A 20,805-nucleotide genomic window follows, 5' to 3' on the forward strand; every position below is an offset into this window, starting at 1 on the left:
GAATGACACAAGAAACATCGTTAAGCGATCGGCATTATCCAGTGTGGAGCGTTTTTTGTGTGTTTTATTTACAGGTACTTTGGCTTTTAGCCGTTGGCTAACAAGAATCCGTTTTTTAAGAGGCAGCGTCTACTGCTCAAGCCACTTACACATGATCTGTTCAATATCGGTTGCGGTGTACGGTTTAGTGAGGATGTCGTCCATGCCTGAATCAATACACTTTTGACGCTCTTCGATAGTAGTACCAGCGGTTAATGCGATAATAGGATGAGTAAAGCCACTCTCTCTCAGATACATCGTCGCCTCATAACCATCCATTTCTGGCATTCGGCAATCCATAAATATTAGTTCGTAATCTTTGTTTTTCACCGCTTCTAAAGCTTCTTTCCCATTGGCTTTTAAATCAGGCGTAATGTCGAGTTTTTTCAGCATTTGAGTAACTATCACTTGGTTCATTCTGATGTCATCAACCACCAATATTGAGCGTCCAGCCAAATCACTTCGCTCTATGGTAGCTAATTCCCCCTCTGCTGCGCCTTGGGCTTGCCCCTCCTTTAGAGGAATAGATACTTTAAAGGTGGTACCTTTGCGTTCTTCACTTTCAAAACTAATCTCGCCCTGCATCAAATCCACTAGATTTTTACAAATCGCAAGGCCCAAACCTGAGCCTTCAAAACTGCGCTTCGCCGAGCGATCTACTTGCGCAAATGGGTCAAATAATGAGGGCTGCGCTTCTATTGGGATGCCAATACCCGTGTCTTCAACCTCAAAATGCGCAATACCGTTTATCCACTCCACTCGCAGCACCACCCCACCCAAATGAGTAAACTTAATAGCATTTCCCACCAAGTTGACCAAGATCTGTGTAATTCGCTCTAAGTCACCAACTAAAAACTCGGGAATACCGAGCTTTTTATCGATGGAGAAATGAATTCGCTTTTCTGCTGCTTTAGCTGAAAATACGCCCATGATGGCTTTTTCAAGCTCTTCCCAAGCAAAGACCTTATCGATGATTTCCATCATACCGGCATTCATCTTGCTGAAGTCGAGAAGATCGTTAATGATGACCCTCAACAAGTCTCCCGATTGAGTCAAGTTGTTTAGGTAATGGCGTTGCTCTTCACCTAACTGTGTTCGACTTAGTAGTTCAGCACTACCTAACACGCCATTAAGAGGTGTTCGCAACTCGTGGTTAATCATGGCGACAAACTCTTTCGTCGCTTTTTCCGATTCCTCTGCCCGCTTTCGCAGCTCCACTTCTCGCTCTAAACTCAAATGCCGGCCAATGACCCCATGAACCAAATCCGATACCAGCTCCATCTGTTTGGAAATAAACGACTGATCGATTTGGTCCAACTGAACAGAGAAGATCAACTCCCCTACTGTTTGCTTGTCAATGATGATAGGCAAATGCAAGTTCTCCCCTTGCCAATTGGGGACAGTCTTAATCGTATTCTCATGGCGAAGCTGTAAATGACCAAAATGATGTCGGCGCAAAGAAGAGAGTTTTGTGGAATCAAGATGTAAGTAAGCCGCAGAAATGATTGAGTTCGAAGTGAGCTGCTCAATAAAACTGGCAATCATGGCTTCATCAAAGGTGCTCGACAAAAAAGTTCGACCAAACTTAATCAGCGTCGCGTCAACTTTCTCTTCAAACTCAAACTTGCGTAAATCCTTTTTTGATTTCAACTCAAGCTTTTTCAAAGCAACACTTAGCTGTTGAGTAGATTCATAAAGTTCGAAGCTCTTCTGCTCCAATAAACGCTCAGCTGCTTTTCTTGATTCGATTTCTCGTTTGAGTTTCCTTTCTAGCGAGGAACTTCCTGTCATATCGTTCTTATTGTGCCTCTAACCAAAAGCGAACCTGGCTACCATCTTCTGACTGGTTTTGGTGTTTGATATGAATAACTTCACCAAAGTGTGCCGCGCAACCTTTTATTAGACCTAAACATACGTGAGACATGCACCGCGCACTTCGATAATCAAACACCATGTTTGATTGAGTCTCGCTGATAAAATCAAACTGAGGAGGATTAGCATCTGGGTAGAGCTTTTTGACCTCGACATGAATAAAATCTTCAACATGGCGAACAAATTGAAATGTCGTTTCACACTGCTGCAAACTGGCATGACTAGGAATCGAGCGAAGTAAATTCAAAAAAACGCACTCTCCAAATACTTCTTGCAGTTGTTCAGGTGGAATGCCAGATACTTTACTGAGATTCACAATCAATTTAACTAAGTCTTTATGATCGTAACTACCAACTGCCGTATAAATCCCTTCGTCATTAGAAAGATCGAGCACTTGGTCTAACACATCGAGACCAAACTTCTCTTCCACTAACTCCATGAACTCGGTGAAAATAATCCCTTTCATTAGTCAATACTTGCCCCATAGTGACGTCTTAAAATAAAGAATGGTTTATAACCTTATAAGTTTCAAATTATTATACCCAAGCAGAGTGAGACCCACGACACAAAGCAGGGAAAGAACCAATGGACGTGCTTTGGTATTGCCGTACTAATACTTTAATACCGTACCAACGGCGATAGCACCGCGCCTCTTGCGGCCATTGAGTATAATAAATAGTGGTTAGGCACAATAAATAAGGATTTGGTTTGGTTATCGACAAAACTCAATTACTGCAAAACTTTCAATTTCGGCTTCCAACGGGTTACCACAAAGAGTCCCTCGCGCGACTGAAATGGATGAAAGGAAAATCACTGCGAGACGCAGCGGTCTTAATTGGTTTTGTAGAACGCCCGGAGGGGCTACAGGTCATTTTGACAAAGCGAGCAGCGCACTTGCGTCATCATCCGGGACAAATCAGTTTCCCCGGCGGTAAGTTTGAGCAGGAAGATCATCATCTAATCAATACGGCATTAAGAGAAACCAAAGAAGAGGTCGGTATAGAAGATGAACATATTCATGTATTTGGCCAGCTTCCAACATTGCCAACGATTAGTCAGTTTAATGTGACACCGTTTTTGGCCTTTATTTCCCCTGAGTATAAAACGCATATTGACCCAAATGAGGTGGAGTCCGTTTTTGAAGTTCCTGCTAACCACATTCTGAACCCGAAAAAGCTGTACAGCACCAAGTTTGACCTAAAAAACAGCAGTCATCGTGTATTTGCTATCCCATATAGACAGCATTTCATCTGGGGCATGACCGCACAAATCATCGAATCAATGCAAAAACATATCATTTCACATTAAAAACTTCTGATATCGGTATTTTTATGGATGCGATCATCATGCGCATCAATATTAATAAAACGTTGCTTCATAAACATTCATTCACATTAGATTAATTTGCCGTTTTCACCGCAAACGCTTGCGGTGAAATAAATTTATACAAACAGCCCTATCGATAAGTTTTTCTAATTTTACTCATTAGCAGAAATCACGAGTAGCACATCATTTTCGTGATAAAAAGCAGGTTTTTGACATATCATTCAATAAGCGTAAGCAATAAATGATTTAGATCTAATTTTCCTAGTGTAAAATCTTGCAAAATTACTCCCGACTTATTTCCTGTTCCCAAAATGAGTAACTAAAAAATGAATACAACTACTTCTGCGGTTTCTACCGCACAATCGTCTAGTAAGTTTTCTTACAAAGACTTTACTTGGTGTCTGTCCCTTTTTGGTACGGCAGTAGGTGCCGGTGTACTATTCCTTCCTATTAAAGCAGGTGCAGGTGGCTTTTGGCCATTAGTAATCCTAGCCCTAATCGCAGCACCAATGACTTGGTTCGCACACAAATCTTTAGCTCGCTTCGTTCTTTCTGCGAAAAACCCAGAAGCGGACATCACTGACACAGTAGAAGAGCACTTTGGTAAGACTGGCGCAAACCTTATTACGTTCGCTTACTTCTTCGCTATCTACCCAATCGTACTTATCTACGGTGTTGGTATCACAAACACGGTTGACTCTTTCCTAGTTAACCAAATGGGTATGGAATCTATTCCTCGCTGGCTACTTTCCGGTGCACTTATCGCTGCAATGACAGCGGGCGTAGTGTTCGGTAAAGAGCTTATGCTGAAAGCAACTTCAGCGATGGTTTACCCTCTAGTGTTCATCCTACTAGCGCTGTCTGTGTACCTAATTCCTGGTTGGAACACTTCAATGATGGAAGTATCACCTGACTGGGGTGCAATGCCAGCTATCGTATGGCTAGCAATCCCTGTTATCGTGTTCTCTTTCAACCACAGCCCAATCATTTCTCAGTTCTCTAAAGAACAACGTCGTGTATACGGTGATGACGCAGTTAAGAAAACTGACGCTATCACTGGTGGCGCAGCGATGATGCTAATGGGCTTTGTAATGTTCTTCGTTTTCTCTGTTGTACTTTCTCTGTCTCCAGAGCAACTAGCAACAGCACAAGAGCAAAACATCTCTGTTCTTTCTTACCTAGCAAACGTTCATGAGTCTCCACTGATCTCTTACTTAGGTCCACTGGTTGCTTTCGCGGCTATCACTTCTAGCTACTTCGGCCACTTCCTAGGTGCGCATGAAGGTCTAGTTGGTCTAGTGAAATCTCGTTCAAAATCGCCAGTAAGCAAGATCGAGAAGATGTCTCTTATCTTCATCGTAATCACAACTTGGATCGTTGCTATCGTTAACCCAAGCATCCTAGGTATGATTGAAACAATGGGCGCACCGATGATTGCGGCAATCCTATTCTTGATGCCTATCTTCGCAATGCAAAAAGTTCCAGCGATGGCTAAGTACAAAACTTCAGCACCTGTGCAAATTTTCACAGCAATCTGTGGTCTTGCTGCCATTAGTTCTGTAATCTACGGCGCTCTTTAATCATCCCTGCCCTAGCAAGGTATGATTAATCCAAAAATATAACGATAAAATTAAGCCTCCCAACTCCCCTTGGGAGGCTTTCTTCTGAGGTAATCGATATGATTAGTGTTTTTGATATCTATAAAATCGGTGTTGGACCTTCAAGCTCACACACTGTAGGCCCAATGAAAGCGGGTAAAGAGTTTATTGATGATCTTCGTGCAATGGGAAAACTGCGCGACATCACTAAAATCACCGTTGACGTTTATGGATCACTATCACTGACAGGGAAAGGTCACCACACAGATATTGCTATCATCATGGGTCTTGCAGGCAACACTCCTGAGAAAGTTGATATCGATTCTATCCCGGGCTTTATCGCTCGCGTAGAAGAAACTGAACGCCTTCCTGTTGGCATGCACTGTCACACAGTATCGTTCCCACGTGAAGGTGGAATGAACTTCCACAAAACAAACCTTGAGTTACACGAAAACGGCATGCAAATCCACGCTTGGATTGATGACGAAAAAGCGTACTCAAAAACTTACTACTCCATCGGCGGTGGTTTCATCGTTGATGAAGAAAACTTCGGTAAAGAAGTTGAGAATCCAGTAAAAGTTCCTTACCCGTTTACAACGGCAGAAGAGCTTGTAAAGCAATGTCATGAAAGCGGCCTGTCTATCAGTGCGCTAACCATGAAAAATGAACATGCGCTTCATTCTGACGAAGAAACTCGTACTTACTTCGCAAACATCTGGCGCACAATGCGCGAATGTATGGATCGCGGTATGAACGAAGAAGGCATTCTGCCTGGTCCACTACGCGTGCCTCGTCGCGCGGCAGCACTTCGTCAGCAACTGCTTACTTCTGAAAAAACAACGAACGATCCAATGTCTGTTGTTGACTGGGTAAACATGTTTGCTTTTGCAGTAAACGAAGAGAACGCAGCAGGTGGTCGTGTTGTAACTGCGCCGACTAACGGTGCATGTGGCATCATCCCTGCGGTACTGGCTTACTATGACAAGTTTATTCAAACCGTAACTGAGAAAGACTACATCCGTTACTTCGCAGCTTCTGGTGCAATTGGCGGCCTTTACAAGCGTAACGCGTCTATCTCTGGTGCAGAAGTTGGCTGTCAGGGCGAAGTTGGCGTGGCATGTTCTATGGCAGCAGCGGGCCTTGCTGAGCTTATGGGTGGTAGCCCAGAGCAAGTATGTATGGCGGCTGAAATTGCGATGGAGCACAACCTAGGTCTAACTTGCGACCCGGTTGCAGGTCAGGTTCAGGTTCCATGTATCGAGCGTAATGGTATTGCAGCTGTAAAAGCAATCAACTCAACTCGTATGGCACTGCGTCGTTCTTCTGCTCCTACTGTTTCTCTAGATAAAGTTATCGAAACAATGCTAGAGACAGGTAAAGACATGAACGCGAAATACCGTGAGACTTCTCAAGGCGGCCTAGCAGTAAAAGTTATCTGTTAATAAGCCTTGCTGAATATCGACGAAACCCGAGCCACTGCTCGGGTTTTTTATACTTCATTAACCATGAATAATGAGTTGTCACACCCAGCATAAAAAAACCTAAAACCTTGAATATATCCAAATATTATGGATATCCCCGTAAAAAATCACATCCCTCTCCTAGCTTTATTGATAACGTAGCCAAAAATTAAACTTGGAGCACACCAACACATGATTAGGTTTGAAATTGGAAACCAAATCTGCGTTTGCTTGTCCGAAAACGAAATATCTTTAGAGCTCAATCAATCACTCCACCACTCCATTCCTGTCAACCCAAATGAGTACGCCATTCTGTCAACCATCGCCAAATACGGCAGCTTAAATACGCCAATTAGCCAGCGATTGATAGAAAGCAAAATCACTCAACAATACAAAATGACACTGCCTGAAAATGGCTTTAAAAACGCGGTGGCCGCTCTAAGAAAGAAATTTCGCAAGCTCACGGAAGAACACGTAACCACAAAAAAAAATATTATCGAAAATATTCACCGGACCGGATACTTCATCCCTTTTACTATGCAAAACAACCATCAGAATGGCATCGACCATCAACACAAGATCAATCAATACACAACAAACAGCCTTGGCAAAGCCCTTCGTATTTGTCTGCGTAATAAAAAGATCTATTCAGATACGCTGTGGGTCGTCTTGAGCACAGCGATCATTTTCTTTGCCATCTGTTATTACGCGATAAACAGCATTGTGAAACATAATTATCTTGATAACGCCTTCGAAATTGCAGAAAACCTTTCCCAAAAGAGCTGCTTTGCTGATGAAAGAGAATTGAAGTCGCTCTTTGATAATGTAAAGCTGGTGGAATCGAGCATGATGCTGGACCGTTTCAATATCCGGTGTTTAGTCACCCCCGAAACCGTTGTCCCTGTCAGCAAAAAAGCATTTGAAGAGTGGAGTTATAATAGCAATTATACGACCCAATCATTTGACTTGAATAACGCAACCGTTTTGGTTCGTGTCAAAAACATTAACTTATCCGACAACGTTGAAAATCATATTTCGCGTTTTTTTCTTTCCGGCATGAAGCTATCAACCAATACAGGGACCTCTTTAGAAATTGGTAACACCAATGAACGCTTTTTCAACTATCACGTGAAGAACAGCGGCTATAAAGAGGTGTATTACATCTCTGGCCCGTTTCAAAGCATCATTTTATTAAGCTTGCTGTTTCTAATAATACTGCGCCATCGCTCTCTACAAGCCTTTATGGCTTATTTGTGCGCAATTCGACAATTTAAAATCAAACTGGAGCCGATTTATGACACTTCAGCGCAAAAGATTGTGCATTACGAAGCGCTCTCGCGGTTTAAGGTAAAAAATACGCAACGGTTTATTGAGACACTGATCCGCAATGGGCTGCTCCTAACTCATACCTTAATGGTGATAGAGTCCATCTATACTAAGCACAAAGCGTTGCCTATTCCTATCAGTATTAATGTTTGTCCTTCTTTGCTGCGAGGACGCAACTTTTCAATCCTACACAGAGAACTATCTAACCGAGATTGTCGTTTGCTGACGATTGAAATCACGGAAAATGCATCGATGTACTATACCTCCGAGATTTATGGCAATGTCGCGAAACTAAAAGCACTGGATTGTAAAATCAGTATCGATGATTTTGGTACTGGCAACAACAACGTGTCGCTCATCAGTAAAATCAATCCAGATTATTTGAAAATAGATCGGGAGTTTGTGATTGGTTTAAAGTCGGACGATAAGAAAGTGGAAACGTTGCGTCAGTTAATCGCCATGGGAAATACGTATCGTTGTACCGTCATTGTTGAAGGCGTAGAAACCGCCGATAGCGCTCACTTACTCACAACATTAGGCGCCTATATTCACCAAGGTTATTATTATCCTCTGCATTTCTAGCTTTTCTTAACCTCGTGAGTTACTTAAACTAGAGGGAATACTCTATTAAAGTTCCTGGCGGCATGAGGATATGCCGCCAATTTGTGGTTGAACCATGATTGCTATTAAACCCACCAAACTGAAAGATTTTTCGAGTTTGATGCAATTGGATGTGCAGGAAGAGCAGAAAGGATTTTCTACGCCGTTTGAAGTGGCTTATCAAAAACGCAATAAGTCTGAAGCGTTCTTTACGATTTATTCTGACGATCTATTAGTTGGCTATCTTGTTATCGATAAAGGCTTCTCCCAACATGCGCCCTTTGCCAAAAGGCACGAGCTGGGGCTCAAGTACTTGATGGTTGATCAACGTTTCCAACGCCAAGGGGTTGGGAGTGAAGCGTTACGCAAACTGTTCGTTTATGCGTATACCATTGACCCTGAAAGCACCTCTCTTTGCGTCACTGTGCCACAGAGTCAGCAATACGCTATCAGTTTTCTTGATGCGTGTGGATTCATCAATACAGAGAAAACAACGTTTGGTGAGAACGAAAAAGAATGGATTTTACGTCATCCACTGAGCTAGCAAGAAAAGTATAAAAAATAGGGAATATCCAGATACAACAAAGGCAAGCTCATGGCTTGCCTTTGTCTTCAATGCTCAATAAAAAGTGACTTATTCACCTTTGTAAATACAACCGGCTGTGCACGTCTCTTTGATTTCAACTTTACTTAGCAACGGTAAACTTGGCTTAAGCTGTTGCCAAATCCATTTTGCTAGCACTTCGCTCGTCGGATTCTCCAAACCTTCAATGTCGTTCAGGTAATAATGGTCTAAACGATTGTAAATTGGTTTGAATGCCGCTTTGATTTCAGCGAAATCCACTACCCAACCAGTATGCGGGTCTACCTCACCTTCTACATAAAGACGAACTAAGAAAGAGTGTCCATGCAAACGACCACACTTATGGCCTTCAGGTACATGTGGCAAGTGATGTGCCGCTTCGAACATAAACTCTTTGTACAATTCTGTTTTCATCTTGATTCTCAGGCTTTAAAAAGACACGCAATACTAAGGAATTCACTGCCAACAGACAAGTGCTACTCAATACAAGCGTAGCAAAACGCCGTTTGTTCTCAGCGAAAATAATTAAACCTTTGTCCTGATCGTCGTATTTCTGTCATGCGCCAAACATTTGATTACACAGCACTCATATCACAATTACATATCCCCAACATGAGTGGGGTCACAATCATTCATTTCGTTGTTCGCAGTGCGCATTTGTGCACATTAAGATTGTGCAGTTCGTTCCAATTACACTTATAAATTTATGCGCTCAACTATCACTTTTAAGCTCTTGCTCGCGTTAATTGCCGTCTTCAGCTGTGTTCTGGCTGCCTCTACGGCTTATCAATACCATCAACAAAAAACCTTAATCAATGATGTTCTCAGTGAACAGCTTCATGATAAGGCTAGTAATTACTTCGATAGCCTAAACATGATGATGCTAACAGGCACCATGTCGCAAAAAGAAACTTTGCGAAAAAAAGCACTCGCTCAAGAAGGGATTGAAGAAGTGCGCGTGTTGCGGGCCGATACCGTAACCAAGCTTTACGGACCAGGACAAGCAAACCAACAACCGGTCGATAATATTGACCAACGAGCTTTAAATGGCGAACTGGTCATTGAGCCAATTTCAGCCGATTGGGGGAACGGACTGGTTGTCGCGCTACCAATGAAATCAAGCGAAAATTATCGTGGCACCAACTGCGTTTCTTGCCATGTAGCACCAGAAGGCGAAGTATTGGGAGCGATTCGTTTGGAATACAACATGAACCACGTCAATTCAATGATCAATAAACAGGCAATGTTTGCGATGGGAATAATGGCCGTTATCGCGTTTGTTGGTTTTATTATAACGATGAGTTTGATTCGTAAGATCATTGTTCGCCCAATACAAAAAACGTCTCAATTCATGGCGAATGTAAGCCATAGTAAAGATCTATCTCAACGACTTGTTCATCACCAAAAAGATGAGGTAGGCCAGCTTTCTACCGCGATTAATTCGTTTATGGATACGGTATCCGAGAGTTTAGAGCGTGTACAAGACACCTCCCACTCTCTTGCCAATTCAGCCAGTCAGTTAACGGATGTTGCACAATCAACAGACAAAGCGGCCAATAATCAACAATTGGAAACCAGTGACGTACAAAGCAACATCACCGACATGCTGCAACAACAAACCGCCGTTGAAGACTCGACCAATAACGCTACAGCTCTAGTCAACCACACCGTTGATGTTGCTACTCACAGCGCAAGCCAAGCACACAGCGTGAGCGAAGACATCAAACACTTGGTGAGCAATATTGACGGCGTACGGGAAAAAATCAGTTCGTTAAACCAAAGAACCGAAGAAGTGTCGTCCATTCTTGGGGTCATTAAAGGCATTGCAGAACAAACCAACCTACTCGCGTTGAATGCTGCAATTGAAGCCGCCCGAGCCGGAGAGCAAGGACGCGGTTTTGCCGTCGTCGCGGAGGAAGTGCGTAACCTAGCTTCTCGGACCGCCGAAGCCACAGGCAACATTGAGCATATCATTTCTCAATTCCAGCAAGGGAGTGAAGAGTCCTTAGCCTCTGTGGATACTGTCTGCCAGTTTGCTCACCAACGTTCAGTCGATGTCGAGACACTTTCAGTCACGATGCATAACGTTGTCGATGAAATGCATCAAGTTCTGAAACATGCAGAAAACATTCAAAGCCAGACGCAAACCACATCCGACGTCAGTCAGCGTATTCAATCCAAAATTGATGTGATCACACTGCATGCTGACGACACATCGCAATCAGCATCGCACACGCGTGATATTAGTGTTGATTTAGAGCATCTATCCGAACGTTTAGAGCAATTACTTAACCAATTCACACTTTCAGAGCATCAAAGAGTGAATAAATAGAGAGATTCTCCCCATCAAAATGAATATAAAGGTTGATGCGAGCGAATTGACAGGTAATATGTCTCGTTGAATCTGTAAAATGCTACCCAACTCAGCACTTAGCTTGTTTTTTGAACAAAAATGTTATTAGACAAGTACTTTGATAAGTGTTGGGTTGAATTTTTACCTCAATGGAGAATATTGAAAACATGACTTACGCGCCTGTATCAGACGTATTGAAAGGTCAGCTAGCAGTAGACAGCGAAGTGACTGTTCGTGGCTGGATCCGTTCACGTCGTGATTCCAAAGCTGGAATCTCTTTCCTTGCCATATATGACGGCTCTTGTTTCGACCCGATTCAGGCCGTGGTCCCAAATAATCTTAATAATTACGAAGACGAAGTACTAAAGCTAACGACTGGCTGCTCTGTTGAAGTAACTGGTAAGATTGTTGAATCTCCTGCAAAGGGCCAAGACTTCGAACTTGCTGCCACTGGCGTTAAAGTGGTTGGTTGGGTTGAAGACGCAGAAACTTACCCGATGGCAAAAACTCGTCACTCTATTGAGTACCTACGTGAAGTAGCGCACCTACGTCCGCGCACAAACGTAATCGGTGCGGTAGCACGTGTACGTAACTGCCTATCTCAAGCAATCCACCGCTTCTACCACGAGCAAGGTTACTTCTGGGTATCTGCGCCACTAATTACGGCTTCAGATGCAGAAGGTGCAGGTGAAATGTTCCGCGTTTCTACGCTAGACATGGAAAACCTACCTCGTACAGATGCTGGTAAAGTAGACTACAACGAAGACTTCTTCGGAAAAGAAACTTTCCTTACGGTATCTGGTCAGCTAAACGCGGAAGCTTACGCTTGTGCACTAAGTAAGGTTTACACTTTCGGCCCAACTTTCCGTGCTGAAAACTCAAACACAAGCCGCCACCTAGCAGAGTTCTGGATGGTTGAACCTGAAGTTGCGTTTGCAGAACTGGACGACGTTGCGAAACTGGCTGAAGACATGCTTAAGTACGTATTCAAAGCAGTACTTGAAGAGCGTCGCGATGACCTTGAGTTCTTTGCTCAGCGCATCGACAAAGAAGCCGTTAGCCGTCTAGAGAACTTTGTTTCTTCTGACTTCGCACAAGTTGAATACACTGACGCGATCCAAATCCTGCTAGATTCTGGTCGTGAGTTCGAGTTCCCAGTTGAGTGGGGTATCGATATGTCATCTGAGCACGAGCGTTTCCTAGCGGAAGAGCACTTCAAAGCACCGGTAATCGTTAAGAACTACCCGAAAGACATCAAAGCATTCTACATGCGTATGAACGATGATGGTAAGACGGTAGCGGCAATGGACGTTCTAGCACCTGGCATCGGTGAAATCATCGGTGGTTCTCAGCGTGAAGAGCGTCTAGACGTACTGGATGCACGTATGCGCGAAATGGGTATCGACCCTGAGCACATGAGCTGGTACCGCGACTTGCGTCGTTACGGCACAGTGCCACACGCAGGCTTTGGTCTAGGCTTTGAGCGTCTAGTATCTTACGTAACAGGCATGGGCAACGTTCGTGACGTGATTCCATTCCCACGTACGCCTCGCTCTGCGAACTTCTAATCACTTTTTAGTGAGACAGAATTAGAAAGACCTCCCTAGTGGAGGTCTTTTATTTTGTGCTCAACCGTCAATACCATCTGCTAAGTAACTCAAGCTTGAATTAGTCTTCTTCCTTATCTCTGTCCGCTTTTTCAGCGTACTTTACGCCCACAATACATAAGCCAAACATTACGAAAGGGATCACGGCCGCGGTGTACTCTGTCCATGCCATATGAGAGAAAGACTTCGCCAAAATGAGATGCGCAAATACCAGTAAAAACGCACTAAAAATAGCAACGGCGATTAACCTTAACTCATGTTTAACCAACTGCTTTTTCATCTTAAATCCTGCTTAATCGTCCAAGGCCTGTCGACCTGAATAATGATTGAAGCACAATTTGCAAAAATGGCGCTGATACAGTTGGAGCAAAAAAACACTAAGCAGTTTAATGAGTATCAATTCAGAGTAATTCGCGAAGCAAATCACCTAATCTTTTGATAGCGCGTTCTAAACTCGTTTCTAAAGGAAGCGATGTATTCAGTCTTAAATAGTTTTCGTATTGATCACTTATCGAAAAGAGTTTGCCATAAGCGACGGTAACATGCTCAGACAATAGTGCTTGATATACCGCTTTACTTGATATTCCATCTGGCAATTTCAGCCAAAGAAAGTAACCACCATCAGGACGTTGATAGGTAACCTCTTTAGGTATGTGCTTTGCGAGTAAATCCACGAAGTCAGCTTGACGGTGTTGCAGTGTCTTACGCAGCTTTCTCAGGTGGTTGTCGTAACTGTCGTTTTGTAAGTAGTGTGCAACTCCCTGCTGAATAGGGGCACTCCCAGACAATGTCGATATTAACTGGAGCTTTTGAATAGTCTCGTTAAAACGCTTATTCACCACCCAACCCAAGCGATATCCAGGGCATAAACTCTTAGAAAAAGAACCACAATGAAGGACACGCTCTTGCTCATCAAAGGTCTTTAATGAGTTCGGCCTTTTGTCAGAAAAATACAGCTCAGAGTACACATCGTCTTCGATGAGATACACATCATATCGATTGGCTAACTCAACAATGTATCGTTTGTGTTCATCAGACAAAGAAGCCCCGGTTGGATTATGAAAGTTCGTCATTAACCAACAAGCCCGAACATCTTCATTGGCAAAAGCTGCTTCGATTTGTTCAAGCGAATGCCCACTCTCATCATCGACACTGATTTCAATAGCCTTGAGACCTAACCGTTCTACCGCTTGAAGTGCGCCATAAAACGTTGGGGATTCGACAACGACGGTATCACCTGGTCGGGTGACCGCTTGCAAACTCAAGTTTAATGCTTCTAGCGCACCGGAAGTAATAACCACATCATCATGGGTTAGTGATATCCCATGATGAATATACCTCTGAGCGACGAGTCGCCTTAACGACTCAGCACCAGGAGGTAGGTTGTCTAGCAACTTATCCGGCCCCATTTTTCGTCCCGAGCTGGCCAAATTACGGTTAAGCGACTCTAAAGGAAACAAACACGGATCCGGAAACGCCGAGCCTAAATGAACAACATCCGATGTTGCTTGATGCTTCAAAAACGAATACAACTCATCATTCAACTTGGTGCATGGTGTATTGTTGCTTTTAATTCCATTCGTATTAGTGAGACGTTCAAGATCGGCAGTCACATAGTAACCAGATTGAGGCTTTGCTATCACCCAGCCTTGCGCCTCTAGCAATTGATAGGCTTGTAATACCGTACCTGCACTTACGGAATGATTGCGGCTGGTGACGCGTATTGAAGGCAGCTTCTCCCCTGCTCTCCAAGTATCTTGCTGAATTTGTGCCTTAAACAATTCGGCCAATTGACGGTATCGATTCATGTATCCCTCATTTCACTTGCAGCCGCACCATAGCATACTTCGCGCCAGCATTCTGATATGGCAGTAGTCAATTTAGCAACGTAATTTATCAAGCTTGTTAATAGCAATTTCGACGACGAAGTGAGAATTTATGTTCCATACTTTTACTGATACGTCCGAGTGGTCTTAGATCTTGCCTTGTCTGAAAAGCAAGGCATTCCACAGAGCTGAGAGTGTAAAGTCCACTTAGACATCTATCTTTTAAGCCGGGAGGAAGCGATGAAAGTATTTACAATGGACGATCTCTCTTATCGCGGGAAACATAAAGGTGTACATAGCTGGGATCATCCTGGCGGCACCACCCCTTATTACTGGCATCCTGATTGGTTGCATATCGCTGAAGATGCTTTGGGTGAACACAAAAAGGCTGACCTTGAAGTCCCTGACGGAGAAGCAGCGACAGAAGAGCATGCAAAAGCGGCGATTCTCAAACACTTGAATGACGAGTAGCTTAGGCTCTATCACCGTTCAAGAATAGCGTTAGGCAGGCGAATCCATCGTCGTATGCTTTAAACGCAGATAAAGCCAAAACCTGCCAAATAGTAAATTCTTCTGAATGAGAAGTACGCATCGTCTGTAGCTATCGAATGACAAAATAAGTCGATAGTTATCACATTAATTTTCATTACATCTGTTACATTTAGATAGTAATGGTGATGCACACCTCAACTCATGAATTATGAGAGAAAACAATAATGGCGAAATACAACGAAGAAGACATTAAATACAAAGGTGAATCCAACGGCGTACATTCTTGGAGTTCTCCTTCCGGCCAACCTTATTACTGGCACCCAGATTGGCTACACGTAGCGGAAGATGCGACGGGCACACACCCGAAACAAAAGCTTGAAGTCGAAAAAGCGGAAGTCCCAACAGAGAAGCACGCGTTAAAAGCAATCTTAAAGCATATGAACGACTGGGCGACTGAGAAGCTTTCTTCTAATCCAGACATCGAAACCAATGCGGTTGAGTCTGAAATCGATCTGAAGAAATAATATCAATCGGCCTCTATACTTCTTACGAGCAAACGCTCCACCTTTAGTGGGGCGTTTTTGTCTCACCGAGTAACCGCCACTCCACGTAAATCACTAACGCAATAACGCAAAGCACTGAAGTCAAACGATTGGTACGTGAACAAAACTTCATCAACCATGGTATAAATCCCCTTCAAACTCTGTGCCTACCAAACGTTTTCATGGCAAAAACTTTAGTTATGTTAGAATTCTGTTTCAAATCGCAACTTTTTTAGGTTTTCTTTTCAGTAACGGTTGTAACCAATATTGCTGAAAGGTATAAATGTTAGCACACCCCTTCGATTAACATGGATGAAGATTATGTTTGAAAAAGTAGTTGCCGCTCCGGCTGACCCTATTCTTGGCCTTACTGAAGAGTTTAAAAAAGATACTCGCGAAGACAAAATTAACCTTGGCGTAGGTATTTACAAAAACGAGCAAGGCGAAACCCCCGTTCTTGCAACAGTAAAGAAAGCTGAAGCAGCACTTGTTGAAACTGAAAAAACCAAATCTTACCTAACTATCGAAGGCACAGCTGAGTACGGCATTGCAGTACAAAAACTGCTTTTCGGCTCTGATGCAGAAATTGTAAACGAAAAACGCGCTAAAACAGCTCAAGCTCCAGGTGGTACTGGTGCATTACGTGTTGCTGGTGAGTTCATTAAGCGCCAACTTGGCGATGTAAAAATCTGGATCAGCAATCCTACTTGGGCAAACCACAACGGCGTATTTACTGCCGCTGGTATCGAAACGGCACAATACAGCTACTACAACGCAGAAACAAAAGATAAAGACTTCGATGCAATGCTAAACGATCTGCAATCTGCATCTGAAGGTGACATCGTGCTTCTACACGGCTGCTGCCACAACCCTACTGGTATCGATCCAACTGCTGAAGAATGGGAAACATTGGCGAAACTTGTCGCAGAGAAGAAATTGCTTCCTCTATTTGACTTCGCATACCAAGGCTTTGCTAAAGGCGTGGAAGAGGATGCGGCGGGTCTTCGTACTTTTGCTAAGTACAACAAAGAAATCCTAGTCGCGAGCTCTTTCTCGAAAAACTTTGGCCTATACAACGAACGCGTTGGTGCCTTCACGTTAGTAGCGGAATCAGAAGAAGTCGCAACAACCGCATTTTCGCAAGTTAAAGCCATTATTCGCTCTATCTACTCTAACCCACCAGCACACGGCAGCGCGGTCGTGACTCACATTCTTGGCAACGCCGAAATGCGTGCGGAATGGGAAGCTGAAGTAGCAGAAATGCGTGACCGTATCCAAGAGATGCGTGAACTATTTGTAGCGACACTAAAATCAGAAGGTGTGGACGCAGACTTTAGCTTCATCGAACGTCAAAATGGTATGTTCTCTTTCTCTGGCCTATCTAAAGATCAAGTAAACCGTCTGAAAGAAGAGTTCGGTATTTACATCGTCGGTTCAGGCCGAATCAGTGTTGCTGGTATGACGAAGTCAAATATGGGTCCTCTATGTAAAGGCATTGCAGCGGTTTTATAATCGATAGTCGCATACTTTATTAAAAGGAAAGGTCAGCATAAGCTGACCTTTTTGTTTTTATTTATTGCAAATAAATGAAACAGTCCGCTAGTAGACAAACTTCAAACTCAGCCCCACTTCATTGACATAATCAGAGCTCTCACCGCTGGAATCGGTATCTCTAAACTGATAAAAAAGACCAGTACCAATAACATCATGCCATTGGTAGTTAAAACCTATCTTAAAATTGTTCTCATCGACGATATCACTGCGGTTAACTTCCACCTCGGCCGTCGCAATAAGTTTTTCACTGAATAAGTAATTCACGCCAATGGTGACGGCTTGAAGCAGTTCACTATCTGAAGATAACGTATCATCCGTTTTGTCGTCCTTCGCTTTCGCTTTGATTGCACCTATTCCATATTTACCGTAGATATCGAATTGATCCGTAATCCCATAACGATAACCACCACCAAACAACAAACGGTCAATGCGAAGAGTAAAGTCGTCCGGATGGAAAAACTGCGCCGAGCAATCGACATTAAACAACCAGTTCTCAGTAAATAAGTAATTACCACCGAGTCCAATTGTGGTCGCGTTCGAATTATCTAACCACTCTTCATTTGTGGTTCCGGCACCCACATCCAGGTGAATGTGTTCGTACCCAAATTTTTCTGCTTGGTCCATGACCGCCGCGCTAGTTACTGCTGGCAAAGCAGCTAAAGACGCAAGCAATAAACTTCTCACCATTCGACTTCCTTTCATGAGAATTATTTAAACACCGCCCCCAAATCACCTTGAGTGGCTTAGTTCAACAAAAATAACTTAGTTTACAGACGCAGTAACGATTTGAAATCTGCTATGCCTCTAAATCAAGCATTGGCCCAAATATATCGACCACGTTCGCTCACCTTTTAAGTGACTATATAGTAGTAGAAATGCCGATTCCTTATCGTGCGATATGTCAGAATCTTATGACTGAGTACGAAAATCACGGTTCAGATAAGACTCTGTTTTAAAACTAAGTTAAGATTACTTTATTATTTGCGAACTAAAAGGCACCTTCGATGGATGCAGAACTTCTCGAGATTTATAACTTTCTCGCCAAGTATCCCCCGTTCAATGAACTCCCTGAAGAAACACTAAACAAGGTGACAGAGAGTGTCGAGATCTCGTACTACCGAGAAGATACCCCAATCATCCATTTTGGAGACTATATCCAAGATCTCTACGTGGTGCGAAGCGGGGTCGTAGAAGTTTATCGACGCAAAGGAGAGCTTTATAACCGTCTTGATGAAGGTGACTTATTTGGCCAGATGGGAATGCTAACCAACAACAAAGTACGCTTTCCGGTAAAAGCCATTGAAGATACGCTTCTCTACTGTATTCCTGGTGACGTTTTCCAAGAAATATACGACAACTTTGATTCCTTTGCAGACTTTGTCGAAGTGGAAAATAGTGCTCGTTTACGCCAAGCCATTTCAGAAAACAAAGATGCAAATGATCTGACGACATCGAAAGTGAAAACCTTGCTGACTGGCGATGCTCATACGATTGATCGAGGACAGACAATCCAACAAGCCGCGCAGCAGATGGCGAATGACAACGTATCTGCTCTACTTATCGTCGATCCAGATTTCGTTCGTGACGAAGATGACCCACAGTCTCCGGTACTTGGTATTATTACTGACCGTGACTTGTGTACCCGTGTGTTAGCCGAAGGCTTGTCTCCACAGGACGATGTATCAAGTGTGATGACCACTGAAGTCATGTCTCTTGATCACAATGCCTACATCTATGAAGCAATGTTAACCATGCTGCGTTACAACGTGCACCATCTGCCTGTGGTTAAAAACCAATTACCTATTGGTATTATCGAAACAACCGACATTGTTCGCTATGAATCACAAAACTCGCTCTTATTGGTGAGTAGCATTTTCCAACAACAGACTATCGAAGATTTGGCAGTTGTTGCTGAAGAAGTAAAAAGCAGCTTTGTACGCCTGGTCAACGAAGATGCCAACTCACACATGGTGGGCAGTGCGATGTCCGTGATTGGTCGAAGCTTCAAACAGCGTCTGTTAGAAATGGCTGAAGAAGAGCTTGGCCCACCACCAATTCCTTATTGTTTCCTTGCACTTGGCTCAATGGGACGTGATGAGCAACTGTTGGTGACTGACCAAGATAACGCCATCATTCTAGATGAGACCTACCAAGAAGAGAAACATGGTAAGTACTTCGAAGCTTTAGCAAAATACGTCAGTGATGGATTAGATGCCTGTGGCTACAAGTATTGTACGGGCGATATTATGGCAACCAACCCATTATGGCGCATGACTCGTTCAGAGTGGGAAGAGTGCTTCGCTGACTGGATTGATAACCCGAACCCGAAAGCGCTACTCAACGCGTCCATCTTTTTCGATTTGGATGGCGTTTACGGTCGCTTAAAATGGGCAGAACAATTAACCAGCTTTATTGTTCGTCGTGCGCGTAAAAACAATCGCTTCTTAGCCTGTCTGGCTCGCAACGCACTTAACCGAACGCCGCCACTTGGCTTCTTTAAAGACTTTGTGATGGAGAAAGATGGCAGACACAACAACTCCATCAACCTCAAACGTCGCGGTACGGCTCCTCTGGTCGACTTAATTCGTGTTCACTCTCTGGCGGTTGGCTCACGTGCACAGAACTCGTTTGAGCGTCTCGACGACATCATTGATGCTGGCATTTTGCCAAAAGGTCGTGCACAAGACTTAAAAGACGCACTAGAGTTTATTTCCATGGTGCGTATTCGTCACCAAGCGACGGACGTGGAATTAGGCATTGACCCAGATAACAATATCGAACCAGAAAATCTCTCTGAATTTGAACGTCGCAACCTAAAAGATGCTTTCCAAATCCTAAGCAATGGTCAGAACTTCCTTAAGTTCCGCTACCAAGCGAATAAGAGCTTTAAGTGAGGTTGAACATGATCAAAAAGCTCTTTCAGAAGCCAACCATTCAGTGGCCAACGAAATTTGAACAAAAGTTGGAGATGGCTAAAGATGAGAATTTAATTGCGTTTTATAGCAATAAACCACCTGCACCAGAGACCCCCCTGTCTGAGGTGGAGTTCGTCGCGCTAGATTTCGAAACGACGGGGTTGAACCCCGAGAAACATGACATCATTACCATTGGTTTAGTGCCGTTTAACTTGAAGCGGATTTTTTTGCGCAATTCACGTCATTGGAAAGTTCGCCCGCAGCGAACACTCGATGAAGACTCGGTAATCATACATGGTATTACTCACAGTGAATTGATCGATGCACCTGACTTGGGTGACATCCTAAGCGAGCTACTACCATGCTTAAGCGGAAAAATCATTGTTGTGCATTATCGTCGTATCGAGAGAGAATTTCTGGATAAAGCACTCAAAAGCCGTTTAGGTGAAGGAATTGAGTTTCCAGTGATAGATACGCTGCATCTTGAAGAAACCATTCAACAGAAACGCTCTGGCTCACTCTGGGAGCGTTTAAAAGGGAAAAAGCCAGAATCGGTTCGGCTAGCGCAATCTCGACGCCGTTATGGTCTGCCAGACTATACCCCTCACCATGCATTAACCGATGCAATTGCTACGGCAGAACTGCTACAAGCGCAAATAGCCCATCATTATAGCGAAGACCAACCGATCAGTGAGTTCTGGCTATAACGTCT

General features: G+C 43.5%; 18 protein-coding genes. 12 read left to right on the forward strand and 6 right to left on the reverse strand.

What is annotated here, in order from left to right; translation table 11 throughout:
• Positions 1-129: 129 nt before the first annotated feature.
• Positions 130-1,830, reverse strand: coding sequence for an ATP-binding protein (locus EX191_RS10560; RefSeq protein WP_193447717.1), 1,701 nt, complete (start codon positions 1,828-1,830; stop codon positions 130-132).
• Between the two features lie 7 nt (positions 1,831-1,837).
• Positions 1,838-2,377 carry a heme NO-binding domain-containing protein gene (locus tag EX191_RS10565; RefSeq protein WP_012841652.1) on the reverse strand — a complete coding sequence of 180 codons (540 nt, stop codon included), beginning with the start codon at positions 2,375-2,377 and terminating at the stop codon, positions 1,838-1,840.
• Positions 2,378-2,619: 242 nt separating this feature from the next.
• On the opposite strand from EX191_RS10565, the gene EX191_RS10570 reads away from it, so the two are divergent.
• From EX191_RS10570 to EX191_RS10590, 5 genes are all read left to right on the forward strand, one after another.
• Positions 2,620-3,219 (forward strand): CoA pyrophosphatase, encoded by a 600-nt coding sequence (locus tag EX191_RS10570; RefSeq protein WP_012841651.1) that lies wholly within the window; start codon positions 2,620-2,622, stop codon positions 3,217-3,219.
• Between the two features lie 344 nt (positions 3,220-3,563).
• Positions 3,564-4,817 carry an aromatic amino acid transport family protein gene (locus tag EX191_RS10575; protein WP_005396901.1) on the forward strand — a complete coding sequence of 418 codons (1,254 nt, stop codon included), beginning with the start codon at positions 3,564-3,566 and terminating at the stop codon, positions 4,815-4,817.
• A gap of 98 nt (positions 4,818-4,915) precedes the next feature.
• On the forward strand, positions 4,916-6,277 hold the full coding sequence (locus tag EX191_RS10580; protein ID WP_005396900.1) for an L-serine ammonia-lyase: 1,362 nt from the start codon (positions 4,916-4,918) through the stop codon (positions 6,275-6,277).
• Between the two features lie 210 nt (positions 6,278-6,487).
• The gene (tpdA, locus tag EX191_RS10585) at positions 6,488-8,203 is read left to right on the forward strand and encodes a cyclic di-GMP phosphodiesterase TpdA (RefSeq protein WP_193447718.1); all 1,716 of its coding nucleotides are present in this window, start codon (positions 6,488-6,490) and stop codon (positions 8,201-8,203) included.
• 94 nt (positions 8,204-8,297) lie between these two features.
• The gene (locus EX191_RS10590; protein ID WP_005396898.1) at positions 8,298-8,765 is read left to right on the forward strand and encodes a GNAT family N-acetyltransferase; all 468 of its coding nucleotides are present in this window, start codon (positions 8,298-8,300) and stop codon (positions 8,763-8,765) included.
• 90 nt (positions 8,766-8,855) lie between these two features.
• Here EX191_RS10590 and queD read toward each other — a convergent pair whose 3' ends face one another.
• On the reverse strand, positions 8,856-9,218 hold the full coding sequence (gene queD, locus EX191_RS10595) for a 6-carboxytetrahydropterin synthase QueD (protein WP_005376896.1): 363 nt from the start codon (positions 9,216-9,218) through the stop codon (positions 8,856-8,858).
• Positions 9,219-9,510: 292 nt separating this feature from the next.
• On the opposite strand from queD, the gene EX191_RS10600 reads away from it, so the two are divergent.
• The gene (locus tag EX191_RS10600) at positions 9,511-11,136 is read left to right on the forward strand and encodes a methyl-accepting chemotaxis protein (RefSeq protein WP_193447719.1); all 1,626 of its coding nucleotides are present in this window, start codon (positions 9,511-9,513) and stop codon (positions 11,134-11,136) included.
• Positions 11,137-11,324: 188 nt separating this feature from the next.
• A complete protein-coding gene (gene asnS / locus EX191_RS10605) occupies positions 11,325-12,725 on the forward strand; it encodes an asparagine--tRNA ligase (protein ID WP_193447720.1) in 1,401 nt (466 codons plus the stop codon).
• A gap of 100 nt (positions 12,726-12,825) precedes the next feature.
• Here the strand turns inward: asnS and EX191_RS10610 are convergent, their stop codons facing one another.
• Positions 12,826-13,044: a hypothetical protein gene (locus EX191_RS10610; protein WP_012841649.1), complete on the reverse strand. Its 219-nt coding sequence runs from the start codon at positions 13,042-13,044 to the stop codon at positions 12,826-12,828.
• Between the two features lie 121 nt (positions 13,045-13,165).
• Positions 13,166-14,572 carry an aminotransferase-like domain-containing protein gene (locus EX191_RS10615; RefSeq protein WP_193447721.1) on the reverse strand — a complete coding sequence of 469 codons (1,407 nt, stop codon included), beginning with the start codon at positions 14,570-14,572 and terminating at the stop codon, positions 13,166-13,168.
• A gap of 258 nt (positions 14,573-14,830) precedes the next feature.
• Between EX191_RS10615 and EX191_RS10620 the strand changes: the two genes are divergently transcribed.
• The 3 genes from EX191_RS10620 (at position 14,831) to EX191_RS10630 (ending at position 17,136) form a co-directional block, all read left to right on the forward strand.
• Positions 14,831-15,061: a hypothetical protein gene (locus EX191_RS10620; protein WP_005396877.1), complete on the forward strand. Its 231-nt coding sequence runs from the start codon at positions 14,831-14,833 to the stop codon at positions 15,059-15,061.
• Between the two features lie 245 nt (positions 15,062-15,306).
• Positions 15,307-15,606 carry a hypothetical protein gene (locus EX191_RS10625; RefSeq protein ID WP_005396873.1) on the forward strand — a complete coding sequence of 100 codons (300 nt, stop codon included), beginning with the start codon at positions 15,307-15,309 and terminating at the stop codon, positions 15,604-15,606.
• A 339-nt stretch (positions 15,607-15,945) separates the two neighbouring features.
• Entirely contained in the window at positions 15,946-17,136 is a 1,191-nt protein-coding gene (locus tag EX191_RS10630; RefSeq protein ID WP_193447722.1) for an amino acid aminotransferase, read from the forward strand.
• A gap of 87 nt (positions 17,137-17,223) precedes the next feature.
• On the opposite strand, the gene EX191_RS10635 is transcribed toward EX191_RS10630, so the two are convergent.
• Positions 17,224-17,865 carry an outer membrane beta-barrel protein gene (locus tag EX191_RS10635; protein ID WP_193447723.1) on the reverse strand — a complete coding sequence of 214 codons (642 nt, stop codon included), beginning with the start codon at positions 17,863-17,865 and terminating at the stop codon, positions 17,224-17,226.
• 317 nt (positions 17,866-18,182) lie between these two features.
• On the opposite strand from EX191_RS10635, the gene EX191_RS10640 reads away from it, so the two are divergent.
• Together EX191_RS10640 and EX191_RS10645 are read left to right on the forward strand one after the other, a co-directional pair.
• Positions 18,183-20,072 carry a DUF294 nucleotidyltransferase-like domain-containing protein gene (locus EX191_RS10640; protein ID WP_005396868.1) on the forward strand — a complete coding sequence of 630 codons (1,890 nt, stop codon included), beginning with the start codon at positions 18,183-18,185 and terminating at the stop codon, positions 20,070-20,072.
• An 8-nt stretch (positions 20,073-20,080) separates the two neighbouring features.
• Complete coding sequence (locus EX191_RS10645) at positions 20,081-20,800, forward strand: 3'-5' exonuclease (protein ID WP_172605974.1); 720 nt, start codon at positions 20,081-20,083, stop codon at positions 20,798-20,800.
• The last annotated feature ends 5 nt before the right edge of the window (positions 20,801-20,805 follow it).

This window comes from Vibrio chemaguriensis, assembly GCF_012275705.1.
GTDB lineage: Bacteria > Pseudomonadota > Gammaproteobacteria > Enterobacterales > Vibrionaceae > Vibrio > Vibrio diabolicus.